16 protein-coding genes are annotated in these 16,814 nt (G+C 47.6%); 10 read left to right on the top strand and 6 right to left on the bottom strand.

Annotation, left to right across the window (positions count from 1 at the left end; genetic code table 11):
* The first annotated feature begins 108 nt into the window (after positions 1-108).
* Positions 109-777, top strand: a complete 669-nt coding sequence (mqnB, locus tag ACH3Y6_RS14265; protein WP_490836299.1) for a futalosine hydrolase — start codon at positions 109-111, stop codon at positions 775-777.
* Between the two features lie 49 nt (positions 778-826).
* A complete protein-coding gene (locus ACH3Y6_RS14260; RefSeq protein ID WP_490836298.1) occupies positions 827-1,651 on the top strand; it encodes a 1,4-dihydroxy-6-naphtoate synthase in 825 nt (274 codons plus the stop codon).
* Between the two features lie 4 nt (positions 1,652-1,655).
* On the opposite strand, the gene ACH3Y6_RS14255 is transcribed toward ACH3Y6_RS14260, so the two are convergent.
* Positions 1,656-2,966, bottom strand: a complete 1,311-nt coding sequence (locus ACH3Y6_RS14255) for a cryptochrome/photolyase family protein (RefSeq protein ID WP_490836297.1) — start codon at positions 2,964-2,966, stop codon at positions 1,656-1,658.
* 32 nt (positions 2,967-2,998) lie between these two features.
* Complete coding sequence (locus tag ACH3Y6_RS14250; RefSeq protein ID WP_490836296.1) at positions 2,999-3,889, bottom strand: aminotransferase class IV; 891 nt, start codon at positions 3,887-3,889, stop codon at positions 2,999-3,001.
* A gap of 179 nt (positions 3,890-4,068) precedes the next feature.
* On the opposite strand from ACH3Y6_RS14250, the gene ACH3Y6_RS14245 reads away from it, so the two are divergent.
* The 6 genes from ACH3Y6_RS14245 to ACH3Y6_RS14220 all read left to right on the top strand — a co-directional run bounded on the left by ACH3Y6_RS14245 (position 4,069) and on the right by ACH3Y6_RS14220 (position 10,795).
* Complete coding sequence (locus ACH3Y6_RS14245) at positions 4,069-5,169, top strand: Nif3-like dinuclear metal center hexameric protein (RefSeq protein ID WP_490836295.1); 1,101 nt, start codon at positions 4,069-4,071, stop codon at positions 5,167-5,169.
* A gap of 102 nt (positions 5,170-5,271) precedes the next feature.
* The gene (locus ACH3Y6_RS14240) at positions 5,272-6,027 is read left to right on the top strand and encodes a zinc ribbon domain-containing protein (protein ID WP_490836294.1); all 756 of its coding nucleotides are present in this window, start codon (positions 5,272-5,274) and stop codon (positions 6,025-6,027) included.
* Positions 6,028-6,184: 157 nt separating this feature from the next.
* Positions 6,185-7,657, top strand: coding sequence for a tetratricopeptide repeat protein (locus tag ACH3Y6_RS14235; RefSeq protein WP_490836293.1), 1,473 nt, complete (start codon positions 6,185-6,187; stop codon positions 7,655-7,657).
* A 176-nt stretch (positions 7,658-7,833) separates the two neighbouring features.
* Positions 7,834-9,486, top strand: coding sequence for a DNA repair protein RecN (recN, locus tag ACH3Y6_RS14230; RefSeq protein WP_490836292.1), 1,653 nt, complete (start codon positions 7,834-7,836; stop codon positions 9,484-9,486).
* 116 nt (positions 9,487-9,602) lie between these two features.
* A complete protein-coding gene (locus tag ACH3Y6_RS14225) occupies positions 9,603-10,418 on the top strand; it encodes an enoyl-ACP reductase FabI (RefSeq protein WP_490836291.1) in 816 nt (271 codons plus the stop codon).
* Between the two features lie 89 nt (positions 10,419-10,507).
* Positions 10,508-10,795, top strand: coding sequence for a SemiSWEET family sugar transporter (locus tag ACH3Y6_RS14220; protein WP_490836290.1), 288 nt, complete (start codon positions 10,508-10,510; stop codon positions 10,793-10,795).
* A gap of 106 nt (positions 10,796-10,901) precedes the next feature.
* Here ACH3Y6_RS14220 and ACH3Y6_RS14215 read toward each other — a convergent pair whose 3' ends face one another.
* Positions 10,902-11,123, bottom strand: coding sequence for a DUF2795 domain-containing protein (locus ACH3Y6_RS14215; RefSeq protein ID WP_490836289.1), 222 nt, complete (start codon positions 11,121-11,123; stop codon positions 10,902-10,904).
* Between the two features lie 147 nt (positions 11,124-11,270).
* Here ACH3Y6_RS14215 and ACH3Y6_RS14210 point away from each other — a divergent pair, with 147 nt between their 5' ends.
* The gene (locus ACH3Y6_RS14210) at positions 11,271-11,921 is read left to right on the top strand and encodes an ABC transporter ATP-binding protein (protein ID WP_490836288.1); all 651 of its coding nucleotides are present in this window, start codon (positions 11,271-11,273) and stop codon (positions 11,919-11,921) included.
* 257 nt (positions 11,922-12,178) lie between these two features.
* Here the strand turns inward: ACH3Y6_RS14210 and ACH3Y6_RS14205 are convergent, their stop codons facing one another.
* The 3 genes from ACH3Y6_RS14205 to gatC all read right to left on the bottom strand — a co-directional run bounded on the left by ACH3Y6_RS14205 (position 12,179) and on the right by gatC (position 13,856).
* Positions 12,179-12,742 carry a cob(I)yrinic acid a,c-diamide adenosyltransferase gene (locus ACH3Y6_RS14205; protein ID WP_490836287.1) on the bottom strand — a complete coding sequence of 188 codons (564 nt, stop codon included), beginning with the start codon at positions 12,740-12,742 and terminating at the stop codon, positions 12,179-12,181.
* Between the two features lie 87 nt (positions 12,743-12,829).
* Complete coding sequence (locus tag ACH3Y6_RS14200) at positions 12,830-13,537, bottom strand: ABC transporter ATP-binding protein (protein WP_490836286.1); 708 nt, start codon at positions 13,535-13,537, stop codon at positions 12,830-12,832.
* 28 nt (positions 13,538-13,565) lie between these two features.
* Positions 13,566-13,856 (bottom strand): Asp-tRNA(Asn)/Glu-tRNA(Gln) amidotransferase subunit GatC, encoded by a 291-nt coding sequence (gatC, locus tag ACH3Y6_RS14195; protein WP_490836285.1) that lies wholly within the window; start codon positions 13,854-13,856, stop codon positions 13,566-13,568.
* Between the two features lie 536 nt (positions 13,857-14,392).
* On the opposite strand from gatC, the gene ACH3Y6_RS14190 reads away from it, so the two are divergent.
* Positions 14,393-16,768 carry a 3-hydroxyacyl-CoA dehydrogenase/enoyl-CoA hydratase family protein gene (locus ACH3Y6_RS14190; RefSeq protein WP_490836284.1) on the top strand — a complete coding sequence of 792 codons (2,376 nt, stop codon included), beginning with the start codon at positions 14,393-14,395 and terminating at the stop codon, positions 16,766-16,768.
* The last annotated feature ends 46 nt before the right edge of the window (positions 16,769-16,814 follow it).

The following is a 16,814-nucleotide window of genomic DNA, read 5'->3' as shown; positions in this document are numbered from 1 at the left end:
GGTCAGTGGTGAGTAGTGAGTGGGGGGCAAATTTACCTCCTACTCACTTCTCACTACTCACCACTGACCACTCACAATTGACAATTCACAATTGCCTACCTTTACCCCATGCGAGTAATGATCACTGCCGCTACTGTTGCCGAATGGATGCCGGGCTTTCTGTCATTGGACCCCTTGTATGCCGGTGAAAGTCAACGCTTAAAAGTGCAATTTCATCAGAGTGGCGTGGGCATGCTGGCATCTGCTGTTTCACTGACCAGAATGGTGCTGGAAGACAAGCCCGACCTGGTTATACAGGCAGGCATTGCCGGCAGTTTCGATAGCAGCCTGCCATTGGGGAAAGTGGTGGTCATTTCAGAAGAATCCCTTGCTGATATGGGCGTACAGGAAGATGGCAAGTGGAAAGATATTTTTGACCTCAAACTGGAGAAAAGCAGTTATCACCCTTTTGAAAAAAGAAAACTGCCCAACCCCTGGCTCTCTGCGTACAACCTGCTCAAATTGCCAGAAGTAAGTGCCATTACCATTAACGAGATTAGTACTGATCCGGAAAGAATCAAACAGCTCGTTAAAAAATATAACCCGGTTATCGAAAGCATGGAAGGCGCCGCATTACACTATGTATGCCGTGAAGCACAGGTACCATTCCTTCAGATCCGCGCCATCTCAAATTATATCGGTGAACGAAACAAAGCCAACTGGGCCCTCAAAAATGCCATCGAAAATCTCAACCAAACCCTGATCAAATACATCGACAAACTCTACAAACTCAAATAACCCCAATCATTCTATCATTCACTCATTCACTCATTCACTCATTAAACAAATGACCCTCGCTTTCTCCCCCTGCCCCAATGACACATTCATCTTCGACGCGCTGGTGAACGGTAAAATCGATACGGAAGGCATTTCTTTCGATGTGGTACTGGAAGATGTGCAAACCCTGAACGAATGGGCCAGGGCAGGCAGGCTGGATATTTCCAAGATCAGCTACGGCGTTTTGCCGCTGGTGCTGAATGAATACAAAGTGTTGAACAGTGGTGGTGCCCTGGGTATGGGCGTTGGGCCTTTATTGATCTCTAAAGGCGAAACGAAGAAAGCCGTAAAAGATATGCTGATCGCCATACCCGGAGAGAACACAACGGCACATATGCTGTTCTCACTGGCCTACCCGGATGCCAGGAACAAACAATTCCTGGTATTTCATGAGATTGAAGAAGCGGTGCTGAGCGGACGGGTGGATGCAGGTGTCATCATCCATGAGAACCGTTTCACCTACCAGGACAAAGGCCTCAGTAAGATCCGCGACCTAGGCGAGTATTGGGAAGGAACTGTAAAAGTGCCGATACCACTGGGCGGCATCATCATCAGGAAAGATATGGATGCTGCGCTACAGCACAGCATCGACAGACTGATCCGTAAAAGTCTCGAATATGCTTTTGCCAACTACCCGCAGCTGCCCGACTACGTTCGACAGCATTCACAGGAAATGAGCGAGCAGGTAATGCGCCAGCATATTGATCTTTATGTGAACCAGTATTCATTGAACCTCGGCGATGAGGGAAAAAAAGCAGTGAACACACTACTAGCCGTATATCAAAAGATCAACAACAGCCCCACCATAGATGCTTCGGGCATTTTTGTTGCATAAAACATTATGGCTTCAAAGCCTTCGCGTAAGCTTTCAACACGCGCTTGCGCGCCAGTTCATGCTGGACAATCGGTCTGGGATAGGTCAGTTCCTGAAACTCAGGCACCCATTTCTTGACATACTTCAGATCCTTATCGAATTTCTCCATCTGCAGGCTGGGGTTGAACACCCTGAAGTACGGAGCGGCATCACAGCCACTACTGCTGGCCCATTGCCACCCGCCATTATTGGCCGCCAGGTCAAAATCAAGTAGTTTCTGTGCAAAATAAGCTTCTCCCCAACGCCAGTCGATCAGCAGGTGTTTCACCAGAAAGGAAGCCACAATCATACGAACCCGGTTATGCATGAATCCGGTGGCATTCAGTTCGCGCATACCCGCATCTACAATTGGGTATCCTGTTTTGCCTTCGCACCATTTCTGAAATTCCTCTTCATTATTCCGCCACTCGATCATTTCATAAGCAGGTTTAAAACTTTTACCCCTGCCCACCTGTGGAAAATGCCAGAGGATCATATGGTAGAAATCACGCCAGATTAATTCGTTCAGGTAGGTCTCATTGAGGGCTTTGGCGCGACGGGCCAGTTCCCGGATACTGACGGTGCCAAAACGCAGGTGTACCCCCATTTTGGATGTACCGTTCTCCAATGCCGGAAAATTTCTTCGCTCGGAATAATGCCTGATCACTTCATCCGCCAATTGACCTGGAGGGAAAGGCTGACCAGCTTTGCTGAAACCTATGTTTTCCAGCGCAGGTATCGGTAAAGCAGGCTGCCGGTAAAAATGACTGAAATATTTTTCGGCAGGATAAGCAACCAGGTCAGCATCTTTTAGCTTTGACTTCCATTTGTTCGAATAAGGGGTGAATACTGTATAAGGTTTGCCATCGTCTTTCACCACTTCATCCTTTTCAAATATCACCTGGTCTTTGTATGTATGTAAGGAAACATGCTTCGATGCAAGCAACGCAGTGATCAATGCTTCCCGTTCAAGGGCATAGGGTTCATAGTCGTGATTGGCAAACACGGTCGATACCTGGTATTTCTCCATCAGCATCGCAAATACCTGTTCCGGAAAACCATGATACACTTCCAGACTGCTACCCAGTTGCACCAGTTGTTGCTGCATTTCCGTGAGAGCCGCATGTATGAATTCTACGCGCCTGTCCGCCTTCTCCTCCAGCTGATCAAGGATATTCCTGTCGAAAATAAAGACGGGCACAATTGGCAGTCCCTGTTGCAGGGCATGATACAGGGCCGCATTATCCGTTAAACGGAGGTCGCGCCTGAACCACATGATGTTCACTTGGGGTTTCATACGGCTATGAAACAAGTCTGGGAAGAAAAGGTTTATTGGCCAACAGGTTGTTTATGGGTCACGGCCAACTTTTCGGCCTGTAACGGAAGAATGAAAGTCTTGTATAGATGGGAGGCCAGCTGGTGGGTATAACCGCTCTTGCCCAACTGCCTTACCCAGCGGATGCCATAAATGGAGTTGGTGAGGAACAATTCAGATGCCTGTTCCAGCTCTTCCAGGGTCAGCATACCTTCTTCAACGGGTATATTTTCTTTACGCATCATTTCAAGCAGGTAGCGGCGCATGATGCCATTGATGGGGCCTTCTGTCAATGCCGGGGTCTTTACCATCCCGTCCTTAACCACAAAAACATTGGCGATGGTGGCATCTGCCACCCGTCCGTAAGGGTTCAGCAGGATCACATCATTATATTTTTGCTGTTTGGCCCATAAAGCGCCCATGGCATACCCCAGGTAATTGTTACTCTTTACAGGGGAGAAAAGGTCACAAACCTTTTTAGCATCCGGGTAGATACCGATCACAAGCCCGTTTTCGTTCAGGTGGTTGTTGGCGGGGTTCAATTGCCAGGTTTGTATGAGGTGATGTGGAAAATGGTTCTCCACATCGTATAACCCGCCATCGCCACGGAAAATAGTGATACGAACCCTCGCCATTTTATGGTGGTAATTCTTTTTGGCCAGCAGGCTGATATGCTCGTACAGGTATTCCGGAGTAAAATAAGTGGGCTTCTGAAAATGCAGGAGGTCCAGTGAGGCGAACAATCTTTCGAAATGATGGTCGGCCAGTATGATTTTCCCATTCAGCAGTTTCAGCGTTTCAAAAAAACCATCCCCATACCGGAACGAACGGTTATCCGGGGAGATCAGGGGTTTACCCGCTTTGCTTATCCGGCCATTGTAAAAAAGGAAATTGCCCGCCGCCATAGGCTCAAAGATAGGCTGCAAAACAAGTTTCCCGATCTCTGTTTAAGCTTTTCTTCTATTTTTACCACTCCCCTTTTCAACCACTTTAACCACTTTAACCACTTTAACCACTTTAACCACTTTAACCCTGTTTAACCCTTTTAACTACTTTACCCTTTTTAACCCCATAATCCCCTCCCATGCAAATCATCGATATCATCCGCGAACTGGAAAAAAAAGCTCCCCTTTCCCTGCAGGAGAGTTATGACAATGCCGGTTTGCTTACCGGAAGTTCCGATTGGGAATGTAAAGGCGTGTTATGTACACTGGATGCAACAGAAGCCGTGATCCTGGAAGCCCGGGAGCGGGGTTGCAACCTGGTGGTGGCGCACCATCCGATCATCTTTGGCGGACTGAAAAAACTGAACGGAAAGAATTACGTGGAGAAGACCGTGATAACCGCCATCAAGAACGATATCGCCATTTATGCCATCCATACCAACCTGGATAATGTGCTGGACGGAGTGAATGACCGGATAGCCGACCGACTGGGGTTGATCAACCGCCGGATCCTGTCGCCGAAGGCCGGCCAGCTCATGAAACTATACACTTTTGTGCCCCATGCCCAGGCCAACCAGGTGCGGGAGGCACTTTTTGCCGCCGGGGCCGGACATATTGGCGAATACAGTGAAACCAGCTTTAACGGCGAGGGTACCGGTACATTCAAGGGATCTGCAAACACCCATCCTTTTGCGGGTGAACCCGGCAAACGACATGAGGAAAAGGAGGTGAAGATAGAAGTGATACTGCCAGCCTACCTGCAGCAATCCATTGTAAAAGCCCTGTGGGATGCCCATCCTTATGAGGAAGTTGCCTATGACCTGGTCAGCTTATCAAATGATAATCAACTAGTTGGGAGTGGATTGCTGGGAGAATTGCCTGAGGCCTTGGACGAAACCGGTTTTCTGCATATGCTGAAGACCTCTTTTGAGCTGAAATTGGTAAAACATACCCCATTATTGGGTAAAATGATCAAAAAAGTGGCCGTTTGCGGCGGTTCGGGCAGTTTTTTAAGCGGAAAAGCACTGGCTGCCGGTGCAGACGTATATGTGACATCCGACATCAAATACCACGAGTTTTTTGACGCCAATGATCGGATACTGCTGGCCGATATCGGTCACTGGGAGAGCGAACAATTTACCGCCGAGCTTTTGGTTGAGATTTTACAGGCGAAATTCCCTACCTTTGCCGTCCTCAAATCAGGCGTAAAAACCAATCCGGTTCACTACTTTCTGGGCTGAGGAAGGTTCGGAACCCTGAAGTGAGTGACACAACCGGCGATGCCAGAAGCACCAGGCCCGGACCATCACCACAAACAACAAACCACAAACAATAAACTAGTTATGGCCGCAGTTAAAGATTTCTCTGTTGAAGAAAAGCTGGTAACCCTGTTACGATTACAGAAGATTGACAGCAAACTGGATGAGATCCAGATCCTGAAAGGTGAACTTCCGATGGAAGTTAGCGACCTGGAAGATGAGATCCAGGGTTTGACCGCCCGCCAGACCCGTATCGAGGAAGAGATCAACGGTATTACAGAGTTCATTGATGGAAAGAAGAACGCCATCAAGGAAAGCGAAGCCCTGATTGCCAAATACGAGAAGCAGAGCGAGAACGTAAAGAATAACCGTGAGTTTGAAGCCATCAACAAAGAAATCGAGATGCAGCAGCTGGAGATTAAGCTGTCTGAGAAACATATCCGCGATGCCAACGAAGAACTGGCCGAGAAAGTAAAGAACCTGGAAGCTGCTAAAAAGCAGGTAGCCGTTAAAGAAGGCGTGCTGAACCACAAAAAAGGCGAATTACAGAAGATCATCACCGATACAGAAAAAGAAGAGACCGCTTTCAACAAACTGAGCACAGAAGCCCGCGGCCATATTGACGAGCGTTTACTGTACAGCTACGATCGTATCCGCAAAAGCTACCGCAATGGCCTGGCCGTTGTACCGGTTGAGCGTGATGCCTGCGGTGGTTGCTTCAACTCTATCCCGCCACAGCGCCAGAGCGAGATTCGCCTGCACAAAAAGATCATCGTTTGCGAGAACTGCGGACGTATCCTGGTTGATGCAGATCTGAACGATAGCGTGGAAGCCAAGTAATATCGCTGATTACGCAGATTGAAGTATGATTTTATGATAGTTGGAAAGGCTGCCGATGGCAGCCTTTCTTTATGTAGATACAGGTGAGGCTTCATTATATTAACAAGCCGGTATATCATAGTTGTCTTATTTTCGGGGTATGGGTAAATGGCTGATCATGTTTATTTTCTGCCTTGGGTACAGCTCACTGTGCAGTGCAGAGAAAGTATACGATTTCAACAGCACCTGTTTACAGGCTTACCAGGAGATCACCAAACTGAAGATCAGCAGCGGACTGGCACTGGCAGAAAAAGCCAGGCAACAGAATCCCGACAACCTCATCCCCCTCCTGCTGGAGAGTTATGCGGACTTTTATGTACTATTCCTGAACGAAGACCCTAAAGAATTTGACCTGCGTTATCCGCATTTTGCAGAACGCTATGCCCTATTACAGGAAGGGCCCAGGAACTCACCATTTTATCAGTACTGTTTGAGCATAAGCAAACTGCACAGAGCCGGGACCGCCATTAAGTTTGGTAAATTCTGGGATGCAGGCTGGGATTTTCGTAAATCTTACCAACTCATCAAGGAAAACAGGAAACAGTTCCCCCATTTTGTTCCCAACGAACTTTTATACGGATCATTACAGGCAGTAGTGGGCACCATACCTAAGGGATATAAATGGATCGCCAGCCTGTTTGGTATGCGGGGTTCCCTAACAGAAGGCATGCGCATCGTGCGGGGTTTTATCAACAGCAACGATACCTGGGCCAAAACATTCTTTAATGAAGCGGCTTTCATGTATCCCTATCTCCTCTTCTACCTGGAGAACAAAAAAGAAGAAGCTCTTGTATTTACCCAGCAACGCAAATTGGATCTGGTCAATAATCATCTGCACGCATACATGGCCGCCAACCTGGCTATCAACAACAAGCAGTCGGAATATGCAAAGAATGTGATACTGAACCGGAACAGATCAGACGAATACCTGAAAACCGGTATCTGGGATTTTGAATTGGGCTTCACCAAAATATACCACCTGGAGACCCAGGAAGCCGCCCGGCACCTGGAAAATTTCCTGGCCGTTTTTAAAGGTAAGTTCTATGTAAGGGATGCTTACCAGAAACTGAGCTGGTGTTATTACCTGCAGGGTAACCAGGCCAAAGCAGAAGAAGTGAGGAAAAACATCCTGAAAAGAGGAGGTACGGATGCAGATGCCGATAAGCAGGCATTAAAAGATGCCAAGTCGGGTAAATGGCCCAATAAACTCCTGCTAAGAGCCAGGTTATTAAGCGATGGCGGATATGCCATTGATGCAGCGGCCCTGCTGCAGGGAAAAACAGAAGATGATTTTGACCTGGAAGAAGAGAAGCTGGAATTTGCCTACCGTGTAGCGCGTATCTATGACGACCTGCATCGTGAGGATGATGCTATCCGCAATTACCTGATCGCGATACGGCTGGGTGAACACCGGCAGGAATACTTTGCTGCACGTTCCGCCCTGCAGATAGGTCAGATCTATGAAAAAAGAGGACAGAAAGCGCTCGCCATCACTTATTACCAAAAATGCCTGGACATGGATGACCATGAATACAAAGATTCGCTCGACCAAAAAGCCAAATCAGGCATTGCCCGGTGTAAGGGGGAATAATCCGTATTTTCAACAGGTATTCATGACAGGCCTTTGCAAAACAGGCTTAGTAACCTAAATTGCAGGCACAGTCGTGAATCGTGACTCGTCAGTAGTGAATAGGCAAAAGTTCCCAAAACTTACCACTTACTACTCCCCACTGACGACTCACAATTCATCATTGCCCATTCACAACCATGCTTCGTAAACTGATCATACAGAATTACGCCATCATCGATGAGATCGAAATCGATTTCTCATCGAAGCTGAACATCATTACCGGCGAGACAGGTGCGGGTAAAAGTATCCTGATGGGAGCACTGAGCCTGATACTGGGCGAAAGGGCCGACAGTTCCGTACTGGTGAATACCGAAAAGAAATGTTTCATAGAAGGCTATTTTGCGGTGAACCATAAAAAATCGGTGGTCCGCTTTTTAGAGGAAAATGACCTGGATGTGGAAGAAGAGCTGGTATTGCGGCGGGAGATCGCTTCCAATGGAAAATCAAGGGCGTTCATTAACGATACCCCTGCCACACTGCAACAGTTAAAGCTGCTGGCATCTCTGCTGGTTGACCTACACCAGCAGTTCGACACACTGGAACTGGGCGATGCTGATTTTCAACGCGAGGTAATGGATGCACTGTCGGGCAATGAAAATACGCTGTTGGGTTACCAGAAATTTTTCCGTCAATGGCAGGCAGCCTGCAAGGAGCTGGACCTGCTGCAACAGCAAAAAGCGGCTTTTACCAAAGAGCTCGATTATAACCAATTCCTGTTCGATGAGCTGAACGAGCTTGATCTGAAGGAAAATGAACTGGAAGACCTGGACAATGAGCTGAAGTTGCTTTCTAATGCGGAAGGTATTAAAACCACTTTATCAAAAGTATATTTTGATCTGAAAGAAAGTGAACAACCCGTGGTGCAGTTACTGAAACAGCTGCTGAACCAATTACAGGGCTACGCTTCCTATCATACCAACTTACCGAACCTGATAGAACGCCTGCAAAGCTCACAAATAGAACTGCAGGATATTGCTGATGAAGTGGAACGCATCAACGATTCGGTAAACTACGATGAAAAGAGGATTGAATGGATCAACCAGCGTTTGATGGATGGCTATAAACTGGCCAAAAAACACAATGTACAGACAACAGCCCAACTGTTAGAACTACGCAACCAACTGGCAGAGAAACTGAAGGCCGTGCTGGATATGGATGATGCCCTTGCGGCCAAAGAAAAACAGACCGGTCAGTTATTGAACGAAGCTAACGAACTGGCAGACCTGCTCTCCAAAGCCCGCCACAAACAAAGTCAACCGCTGGAAGAAAAAGTGAATCAGCTCCTGGCACAGGTGGGTATGCCCAACGCCCGCATGAAAGTGGAAATGAAAGACAGTGCATTGACCCTTTCAGGAAAAGACCAGATCGACTTTTTATTCGACGCCAACAAGAGCAACCGTTTTGAACCCATACGCAAAGTAGCCAGTGGTGGCGAACTCAGCCGTTTGATGTTATGCATCAAATCGCTGGTAGCGCAATCCATTGACCTGCCTACCCTGATCTTCGACGAGATCGATACCGGTATCTCAGGTGAAGCCGCCAAACAGGTTGGCATGATCATGCAGGGACTGGCCGCCAGCAGACAGATCATCTGCATCACCCACCAGCCGCAGATAGCCGGCAAGGCCAATGCGCATTTCTTTGTATATAAAGAGATCAAGAACGATGCGGTCAAGACCAATATCCGCATGCTCAATGAAGACGAACGGATCACTGCCATTGCACGCATGCTGAGTGGCGAGAAACCAACAGCGGCAGCACTGGAGAATGCCCGTGAAATGATGAATTGAGCAGATTCCTGATTTGACAGTTTTGGATTCCTGATGGCTCATCCATCTGCCAATTGGCCAATTGTTCCAGATATTGTATACTTTTACCCCGTAATCATTCTAAACCAACGAAGACTATGGCTTACAACTTATTAAAAGGAAAACGCGGTATCATAACCGGTGCTTTGGATGAGAATTCCATTGCCTGGAAAGTAGCAGAGAAAGCACACGAAGAAGGTGCCAGTTTTGTATTGACCAATGCCCCGATCGCTATGCGCATGGGCGAGATCAAGAAACTGGCAGAAAAGACCGGTTCAGAGATTATTCCGGCTGATGCTACCAGCGTTGAAGAGTTGACCACTTTATTTACAAAATCCCAGGAGGTACTGGGTGGCAAAATAGATTTCGTGCTCCACTCCATCGGCATGAGCGTGAACATCCGTAAGAATATCCCATATACAGAATCCAACTACGATTTCTTCATGAAGGGTATCGATGTTTCTGCCATGTCATTACACAAGATGCTGGCCGTAGCCAAGAAATTAGACGCCATCAATGAATGGGGAAGCGTAGTGGCACTTACCTATGCCGCTGCCCAACGTACTTACCCGTTCTACACCGATATGGCCGATATCAAAGCCCTGCTGGAATCCATTGCCCGCAGTTTCGGGTATCATTACGGACTGGAGAAAAAAGTACGTATCAACACCGTATCGCAATCACCCACCAAAACCACTGCCGGCACCGGTATCAAAGGTTTTGGCGATTTTTACGATTATGCCGATGCGATTGCCCCGCTGGGTAACGCTTCTGCTGAAGATTGCGCCAACTATTGCATCACCCTGTTCTCCGACCTGACCAGGATGGTTACCATGCAGAACCTCTTCCACGATGGCGGTTACTCCACCACCGGCGTGAGCAATGAAGTCATGCAGAAACTCGGAATTTCTTAATCATACCTTTACGCTCTGCGTAGACTGTCCAGTCCCGCATGGACACAACAGGTCAGTTTACGCAGAGCGTTTTACTGCAAACCATACCCATGCCTACACTACTGGAAATCCCTGCCAACCTGGTTGAGTATATCGGTTATTTCGGATCTTTTCTTACGGCGATCACTTTCATCCCGCAGGTATATAAATCCTGGCAGTCGAAAAGTGTGGGCGATCTGAGTATCTGGATGATACTGATCGTGGTCACCAGTACCATCGTCTGGCTTATCTATGGTTTTGCCATTCACAGCGGACCGGTAATCGTTGCCAATACCGTGGTATTGTTACTGACCCTGGTTCTGCTTTATTTCAAATACAGTTTCCCTAAACAAAACTGATCATCGAAGGTGACCCCGTTCGCCTCGGACAACAAAAAAGCCATCACGCTGCAAAGCATGATGGCTTTTTCATCATATCAGTTACCCGGCATAGCCAGGATAGGGATCAATACTCATCTTCATTGAACATAAAATCTTCCTGGCTTGGATAATCCGGCCAGATGTCTTCGATGCTCTCATATACTTCCCCTTCGTCGTCCAGTTCCTGCAGGTTCTCCACTACTTCCAGCGGGGCTCCGCTACGGATAGAATAGTCAATCAGTTCGTCTTTGGTTGCAGGCCAGGGAGCCTCTTCCAGGTAACTTGCCAATTCTAATGTCCAGAACATATTTTACCTTTTAATTTTTTGCAAATGTAGCCGTATATACGAAACCACCAAATGCGAGTTTTTCAGCCTGTGCAAAGAAATGTTTAAAAATTGCCCGTTAACCCGCCCCCTGTTGTAGGTTTGTAGCTAAAACAGGACCTATTCCGGATGCTGAAAGCAGAACATATCACTAAAAGATACGGCAGTCTACAAGTGCTCAAAGGCGTTGATATTGAGGTAAAAACCGGCGAGATTGTCAGTATTGTAGGCTCATCTGGAGCCGGGAAAAGTACACTTTTACACATATTGGGCACGCTTGACAGGGCAGATGAAGGCCAGATCTGGCTTGACGGGCAACGGGTAGACCTCTTACAGGGCAAAAAACTGGCTGCTTTCCGCAACCGGCATATCGGTTTCGTATTCCAGTTTCACCATTTATTACCTGAATTTACCGCCCTGGAGAATGTTTCCATCCCCGGCTGGATAGCGGGCCGGAAAAAGAAAGAAGTGGCCGAAAGGGCGGTAGCATTGTTAACAACTTTAGGGCTGGCCGACCGCATGGAGAACAAACCCCAGGAACTTTCCGGGGGTGAGCAGCAACGGGTGGCTGTGGCCAGGGCCCTGATCAATCATCCTTCCATTGTATTTGCCGATGAACCCACCGGCAACCTCGACAGTATTCACGCCAGGGAACTGCACGAATTATTTGTACAACTCCGCAACGATTTCAAACAGACTTTCCTGATCGTAACCCACAACGAAGAACTCGCTGGGATGAGCGACCGGCTATTGCATATGAAAGACGGGAAAATAATTTGAGAATTAATTAATTTGAAAATGTGGCAATTGGAAAATTGGCTAATAATCTTCTTTGAAAAGCCATTCTCAAATTTCCAAATTGACCAATTCTCAAATTGATACAACTTCGGTTTCCAACAGCTGATCAGTATAGTGCTGGCAAGCATAAATAATCATGCAATAGTTCAGGGTAATTTGAAAATGTGGCAATTGGGAAATTAGCTAATGACCCTCTCTAAAAAGCACTTTTCAAATTTTCAAATTCACCAATTCTCAAATTAAGATACTCTTGGTTTCCACGGGATTTCCGCCACCTGAAGCAGGTGACCTATGTAACGGGAGAGTACGAATAAGTAATCGCTCAAACGATTCAGGTATTTGATCACGAGTGGGTCTACAAAAAGTTCATGCTCCTGCATGTTCACACACAATCTTTCCGCCCTCCGGCAAACGCAACGCGCCACATGTGTGGTAGATACGGCTACATGACCACCGGGAAGTAAAAAGGATTTCATGGGCGGCAACACTTCATTCATCGCATCGATCTGTTTTTCCAGGAGGGTGATATCCGTTTCCTTCAGATCGGGCATTTTCATGAGGGGCTCTTTGTCCGGATCGCAGGCCAGAGAAGAGCCGATGGTGAAGAGGCGGTCCTGTATTTCTTTGAGGGTTATCCGGGAATGATTATCACTGATATGGTCGCTTACCAGTCCGATATATGAATTCAGTTCATCCACAGTTCCGTAGGTCTCAATACGGATATGACTTTTAGGCACTTTGGTTCCACCTATCAGAGAAGTTTTGCCCAGGTCGCCTGTTTTGGTATATATTTTAAGTGCCATGTATGCTTGTCGTAAAATTGAGTAACTGCTATGAAACAAAATCAGATCGGAAAAGTTCGGTCACCCACCAAAAACGAACCAAGGCGGTCAATGGTGTATGGCGGTGAATGCCTGTTCTTTATCGCTTTCGATCAGTCCATCCCGCAAACGTACCACGCGGTGGGCATAGTGTGCAATATCTTCTTCATGTGTTACCAGCACCACGGTATTACCGGCTTCCTGTATCTTACCGAAGATCTCCATCACTTCCACCGACGTACGGGAGTCGAGGTTACCGGTAGGTTCATCGGCCAACAACAGCGAAGGATTGTTCACCAGCGCACGGGCAATGGCAACCCGCTGGATCTGTCCACCGCTGAGTTCATTCGATTTATGGTGACTTCTTTCTTCCAATCCTACTTTCTTCAACGCTTCCATAGCACGTTCATATCTTTCCTTTTTCGGAACACCGGCATAGATCAGGGGCAGTGCCACATTCTCTGCAGCGGTCAACCTTGGGAGCAGGTTGAATTGCTGGAACACGAAACCGATCTCCGTATTACGGACTTCGGCCAGGTCATCATCCGGCATTTTACTCACGTCTTTACCATTGAGGATATACCTGCCGCCAGTTGGAGAATCCAGACAGCCCAGGATATTCATCAAAGTGCTTTTACCACTGCCCGAAGGGCCCATCAGCGCCACGTATTCATTTTTAAAAATATCCAGTGTGATCCCTTTCAGTACCGGGATGGCCTGGTTACCCATGAAATAACTTTTCTGGATATCTTCTAAACGGATGATCGCATCACTCATAGAAAGGGTTTTGGTAATCGTGTCGGATTTATTTCTTGATCACTTTGGGTACTTTAAAAAATTCCGGGTCAGCCACCGGCGAATTCAACAAAGCTTCTTCGCGAGGGATTGAGCCGCGCACCACATCTTCCCGCAAAACATTGGCGGCATCACTGATATGGAGCAGGGGTGCCACGCCGGAAGTATCCACCGCCTGCAGCTTTTCTACAAAAGCCACCATTTTCTCCAGATCGGTACGGATGGCTTCCTTTTCCTCCTCTGCAAATCGCAACCGGGCCAGGTGGGCCAAATTGTCTACCATCTTAGCGTCAATAGTCATATAAACAAAAATAACAGAATCAACGGCAAAACTGCAGCGTAATTTTTAAAAGGTCATTAGGCTTAAAGGACGGTAAATCAGCGCCATTCCCGGTTAAAAAGGGTTGAAAGCGAGGCAGATAGGGATTTAACAGAACATTCGCGATATTTTAACGAACAATATCGCTATCCACAGGTCTTAATAAATAGTGTTGCAGTTGAAAATATTTTCTAAGTAAATTGACTTAAATTAACATTAAATCCCCCGCATATGTTAGTATTTGTACTGGTTGTTGTTTACCTGGTATGCCTGTATATGGCGTATAAAGGTGCAGCAACAGCCGAAGAATGACCAACCGCTGTATTCACCGAATGAGTTGAGTACTCACCCATAGTTAACTGTATTGCCCCCCAGGTAGCACAGTTAACTATTTTCATTTTAGGCCCTCCCTATCCTTTTACGACAGTTATTATTCAATTGCCCCCCGCGAAAAAAAATTAGGTCAATTTGCACAAATTAGTTGCATAACTAACTATTTTTACACAAAGCATTGTCTTATGAAACGATCTATCCGGAAAGTGGCTGTTTTAGGTAGTGGCGTAATGGGCTCGCGTATCGCCTGTCATTTTGCAGGCATTGGTGTGCAGGTATTGTTGCTGGACATGGTACCCAAAGGTGCTGAAGAAAGTACCCGACCCAACGAACGTAACCAACTGGTGAACGACGCCTTGCAGGCGGCTGTCAAAAGCAACCCCTCACCCGTATTCACCAAAGATGTGGTAAAACGCATCACTACAGGCAATTTCGACGATAACATGAAAGATATTGCGGGCTGCGACTGGATCATCGAAGTAGTAGTGGAACGCCTGGATATCAAACAACTGATCTACGAAAAAGTAGAGAAGTACCGTAAGCCCGGCACACTGGTCACTTCCAACACTTCAGGTATACCCATTCATATGATGGCCGAAGGCAGAAGTGACGATTTTAAAAAACATTTCTGCGGCTCCCACTTCTTTAACCCGCCGCGTTACCTGCGGTTGCTAGAAATCATTCCCACCCCGCATACGGATCCTGAAATTGTTGACTTCCTGCTGCATTACGGTGATCTGTACCTGGGTAAGACAACCGTACTATGTAAAGACACGCCTGCATTCATTGCCAACCGGATCGGTGTGTTCAGCATCATGAGCATCTTTCATATCATGAACAAACTGGGCCTGAGCATTGATGAAGTGGATGCATTAACAGGCCCCATCATCGGCCGCCCCAAATCGGCCACATTCCGTACAGCGGATGTAGTGGGTATCGATACTCTCGTGAAAGTGGCCAAAGGAGTTGCAGACAACTGTCCCAATGACGAAGCCAAAGCTATTTTTACCATCCCCGCATGGCTTGACACCGTGGTGAACAATAACTGGCTGGGCGATAAAACAGGCCAGGGATTCTTCAAAAAAACCAAATCAGCCGCAGGCAAAGAGATCCTGACCCTGAACCTGCAGACCATGGAATATGGCCCGAGAAGCAAACCCAAATTTGCCAGTATCGATGCCGCCAAACCCGTGGAGGACCTGAAACAGCGTATCAAGATGTTGTCAGCTTCTCCGGATAAAGCAGGCGAGTTCTACCGTCAGTTCCATTTTTCCCTGTTTTCCTATATCTCACACCGCATCCCTGAGATCAGCGACGAGATCTATCGCCTCGACGATGCGATGATGGCCGGTTTTGGCTGGGAGATCGGCGCTTTTGAAAGCTGGGATACACTTGGCGTGGCAAAAACCGTAGCAGCCATGAAAACTGCCGGTTACTCCGTGGCAGCCTGGGTAGATGAGATGCTTGCCGGCGGTGCCACCAGTTTTTATAAAGTGGAAAACGGCAAACGGATGTATTATGATGTGCCGACCAAAACCTACAAAGCCATGCCGGGTGGCGATGCATTCCTCATCCTCAATCACCATGCAGACAAGCTGGTATGGAAAAACAGCGCCTGTCGCCTGTATGATATTGGAGACGGGGTTGCCGGTTTTGAGTGGAGTACCAAGATGAACAGCATTGGCGGTGAAGTACTGGAGGGATTGAACAAAGCCATTACAACAGCGGAAGAAAAATTCAAGGGACTGGTGATCGCCAACGACGGGCCAAATTTCAGTGCGGGCGCCAATGTGGGCATGATTTTCATGCTGGCCATTGAACAGGAATACGATGAACTGGATATGGCTATCCGCATGTTCCAGAACAGCATGATGCGGGTGCGTTATTCATCAGTACCGGTGGTTACCGCACCGCATGGCTTATCATTGGGTGGTGGTTGCGAGATCAACCTGCATGCCGACAAGATCTGTGCAGCGGCAGAGACCTATATCGGACTGGTGGAACTGGGTGTTGGATTGATACCCGGCGGCGGCGGAACCAAAGAGTTCGCATTACGCGCCGGTGATGAGCTGCACGAAGATGAACCCGAGACCGTGACCCTGAAAAACCGGTTCTTTGCCATTGCTACGGCCAAAGTAGCCACATCGGCACAGGAAGGTTTTGATATGGGCATCTTACGCAAAGGACATGATGAAGTAGTGATGAATACAGGTCGCAGGATCGCAGAAGCCAAGAAATCGGTGATCGAGATCTATGACCAGGGTTATTCAATGCCGCAACCACGGAAAGACATAAAAGTAATGGGCCGCCAGGGCCTCGGCGCCATGCTGGCTGGCATCAACGGTATGTGGCGGGGCGGTTATGCCACCGATCACGATGCTGTGGTGGCACGTAAGCTGGCCTACGTGATGTGCGGCGGCGACCTGAGCAGCCAGAGCCTGGTAAGTGAGCAATACCTGCTTGACCTGGAAAGAGAAGCTTTCCTGAGTCTCTGTGGCGAAAAGAAAACACTGGAAAGAATCCAGAGCGTTTTAAAAAGCGGCAGACCTGTCAGGAACTAGCACACAACAGATTCTTTATTCTTATTAGAGGGCATACCAACAGACA

The organism is Sediminibacterium sp. FW305-C-269 (assembly GCF_058231045.1).
The sequence above is the reverse complement of the archived record's forward strand: the minus strand, read 5'-3'. Positions and strand labels throughout refer to the sequence as shown.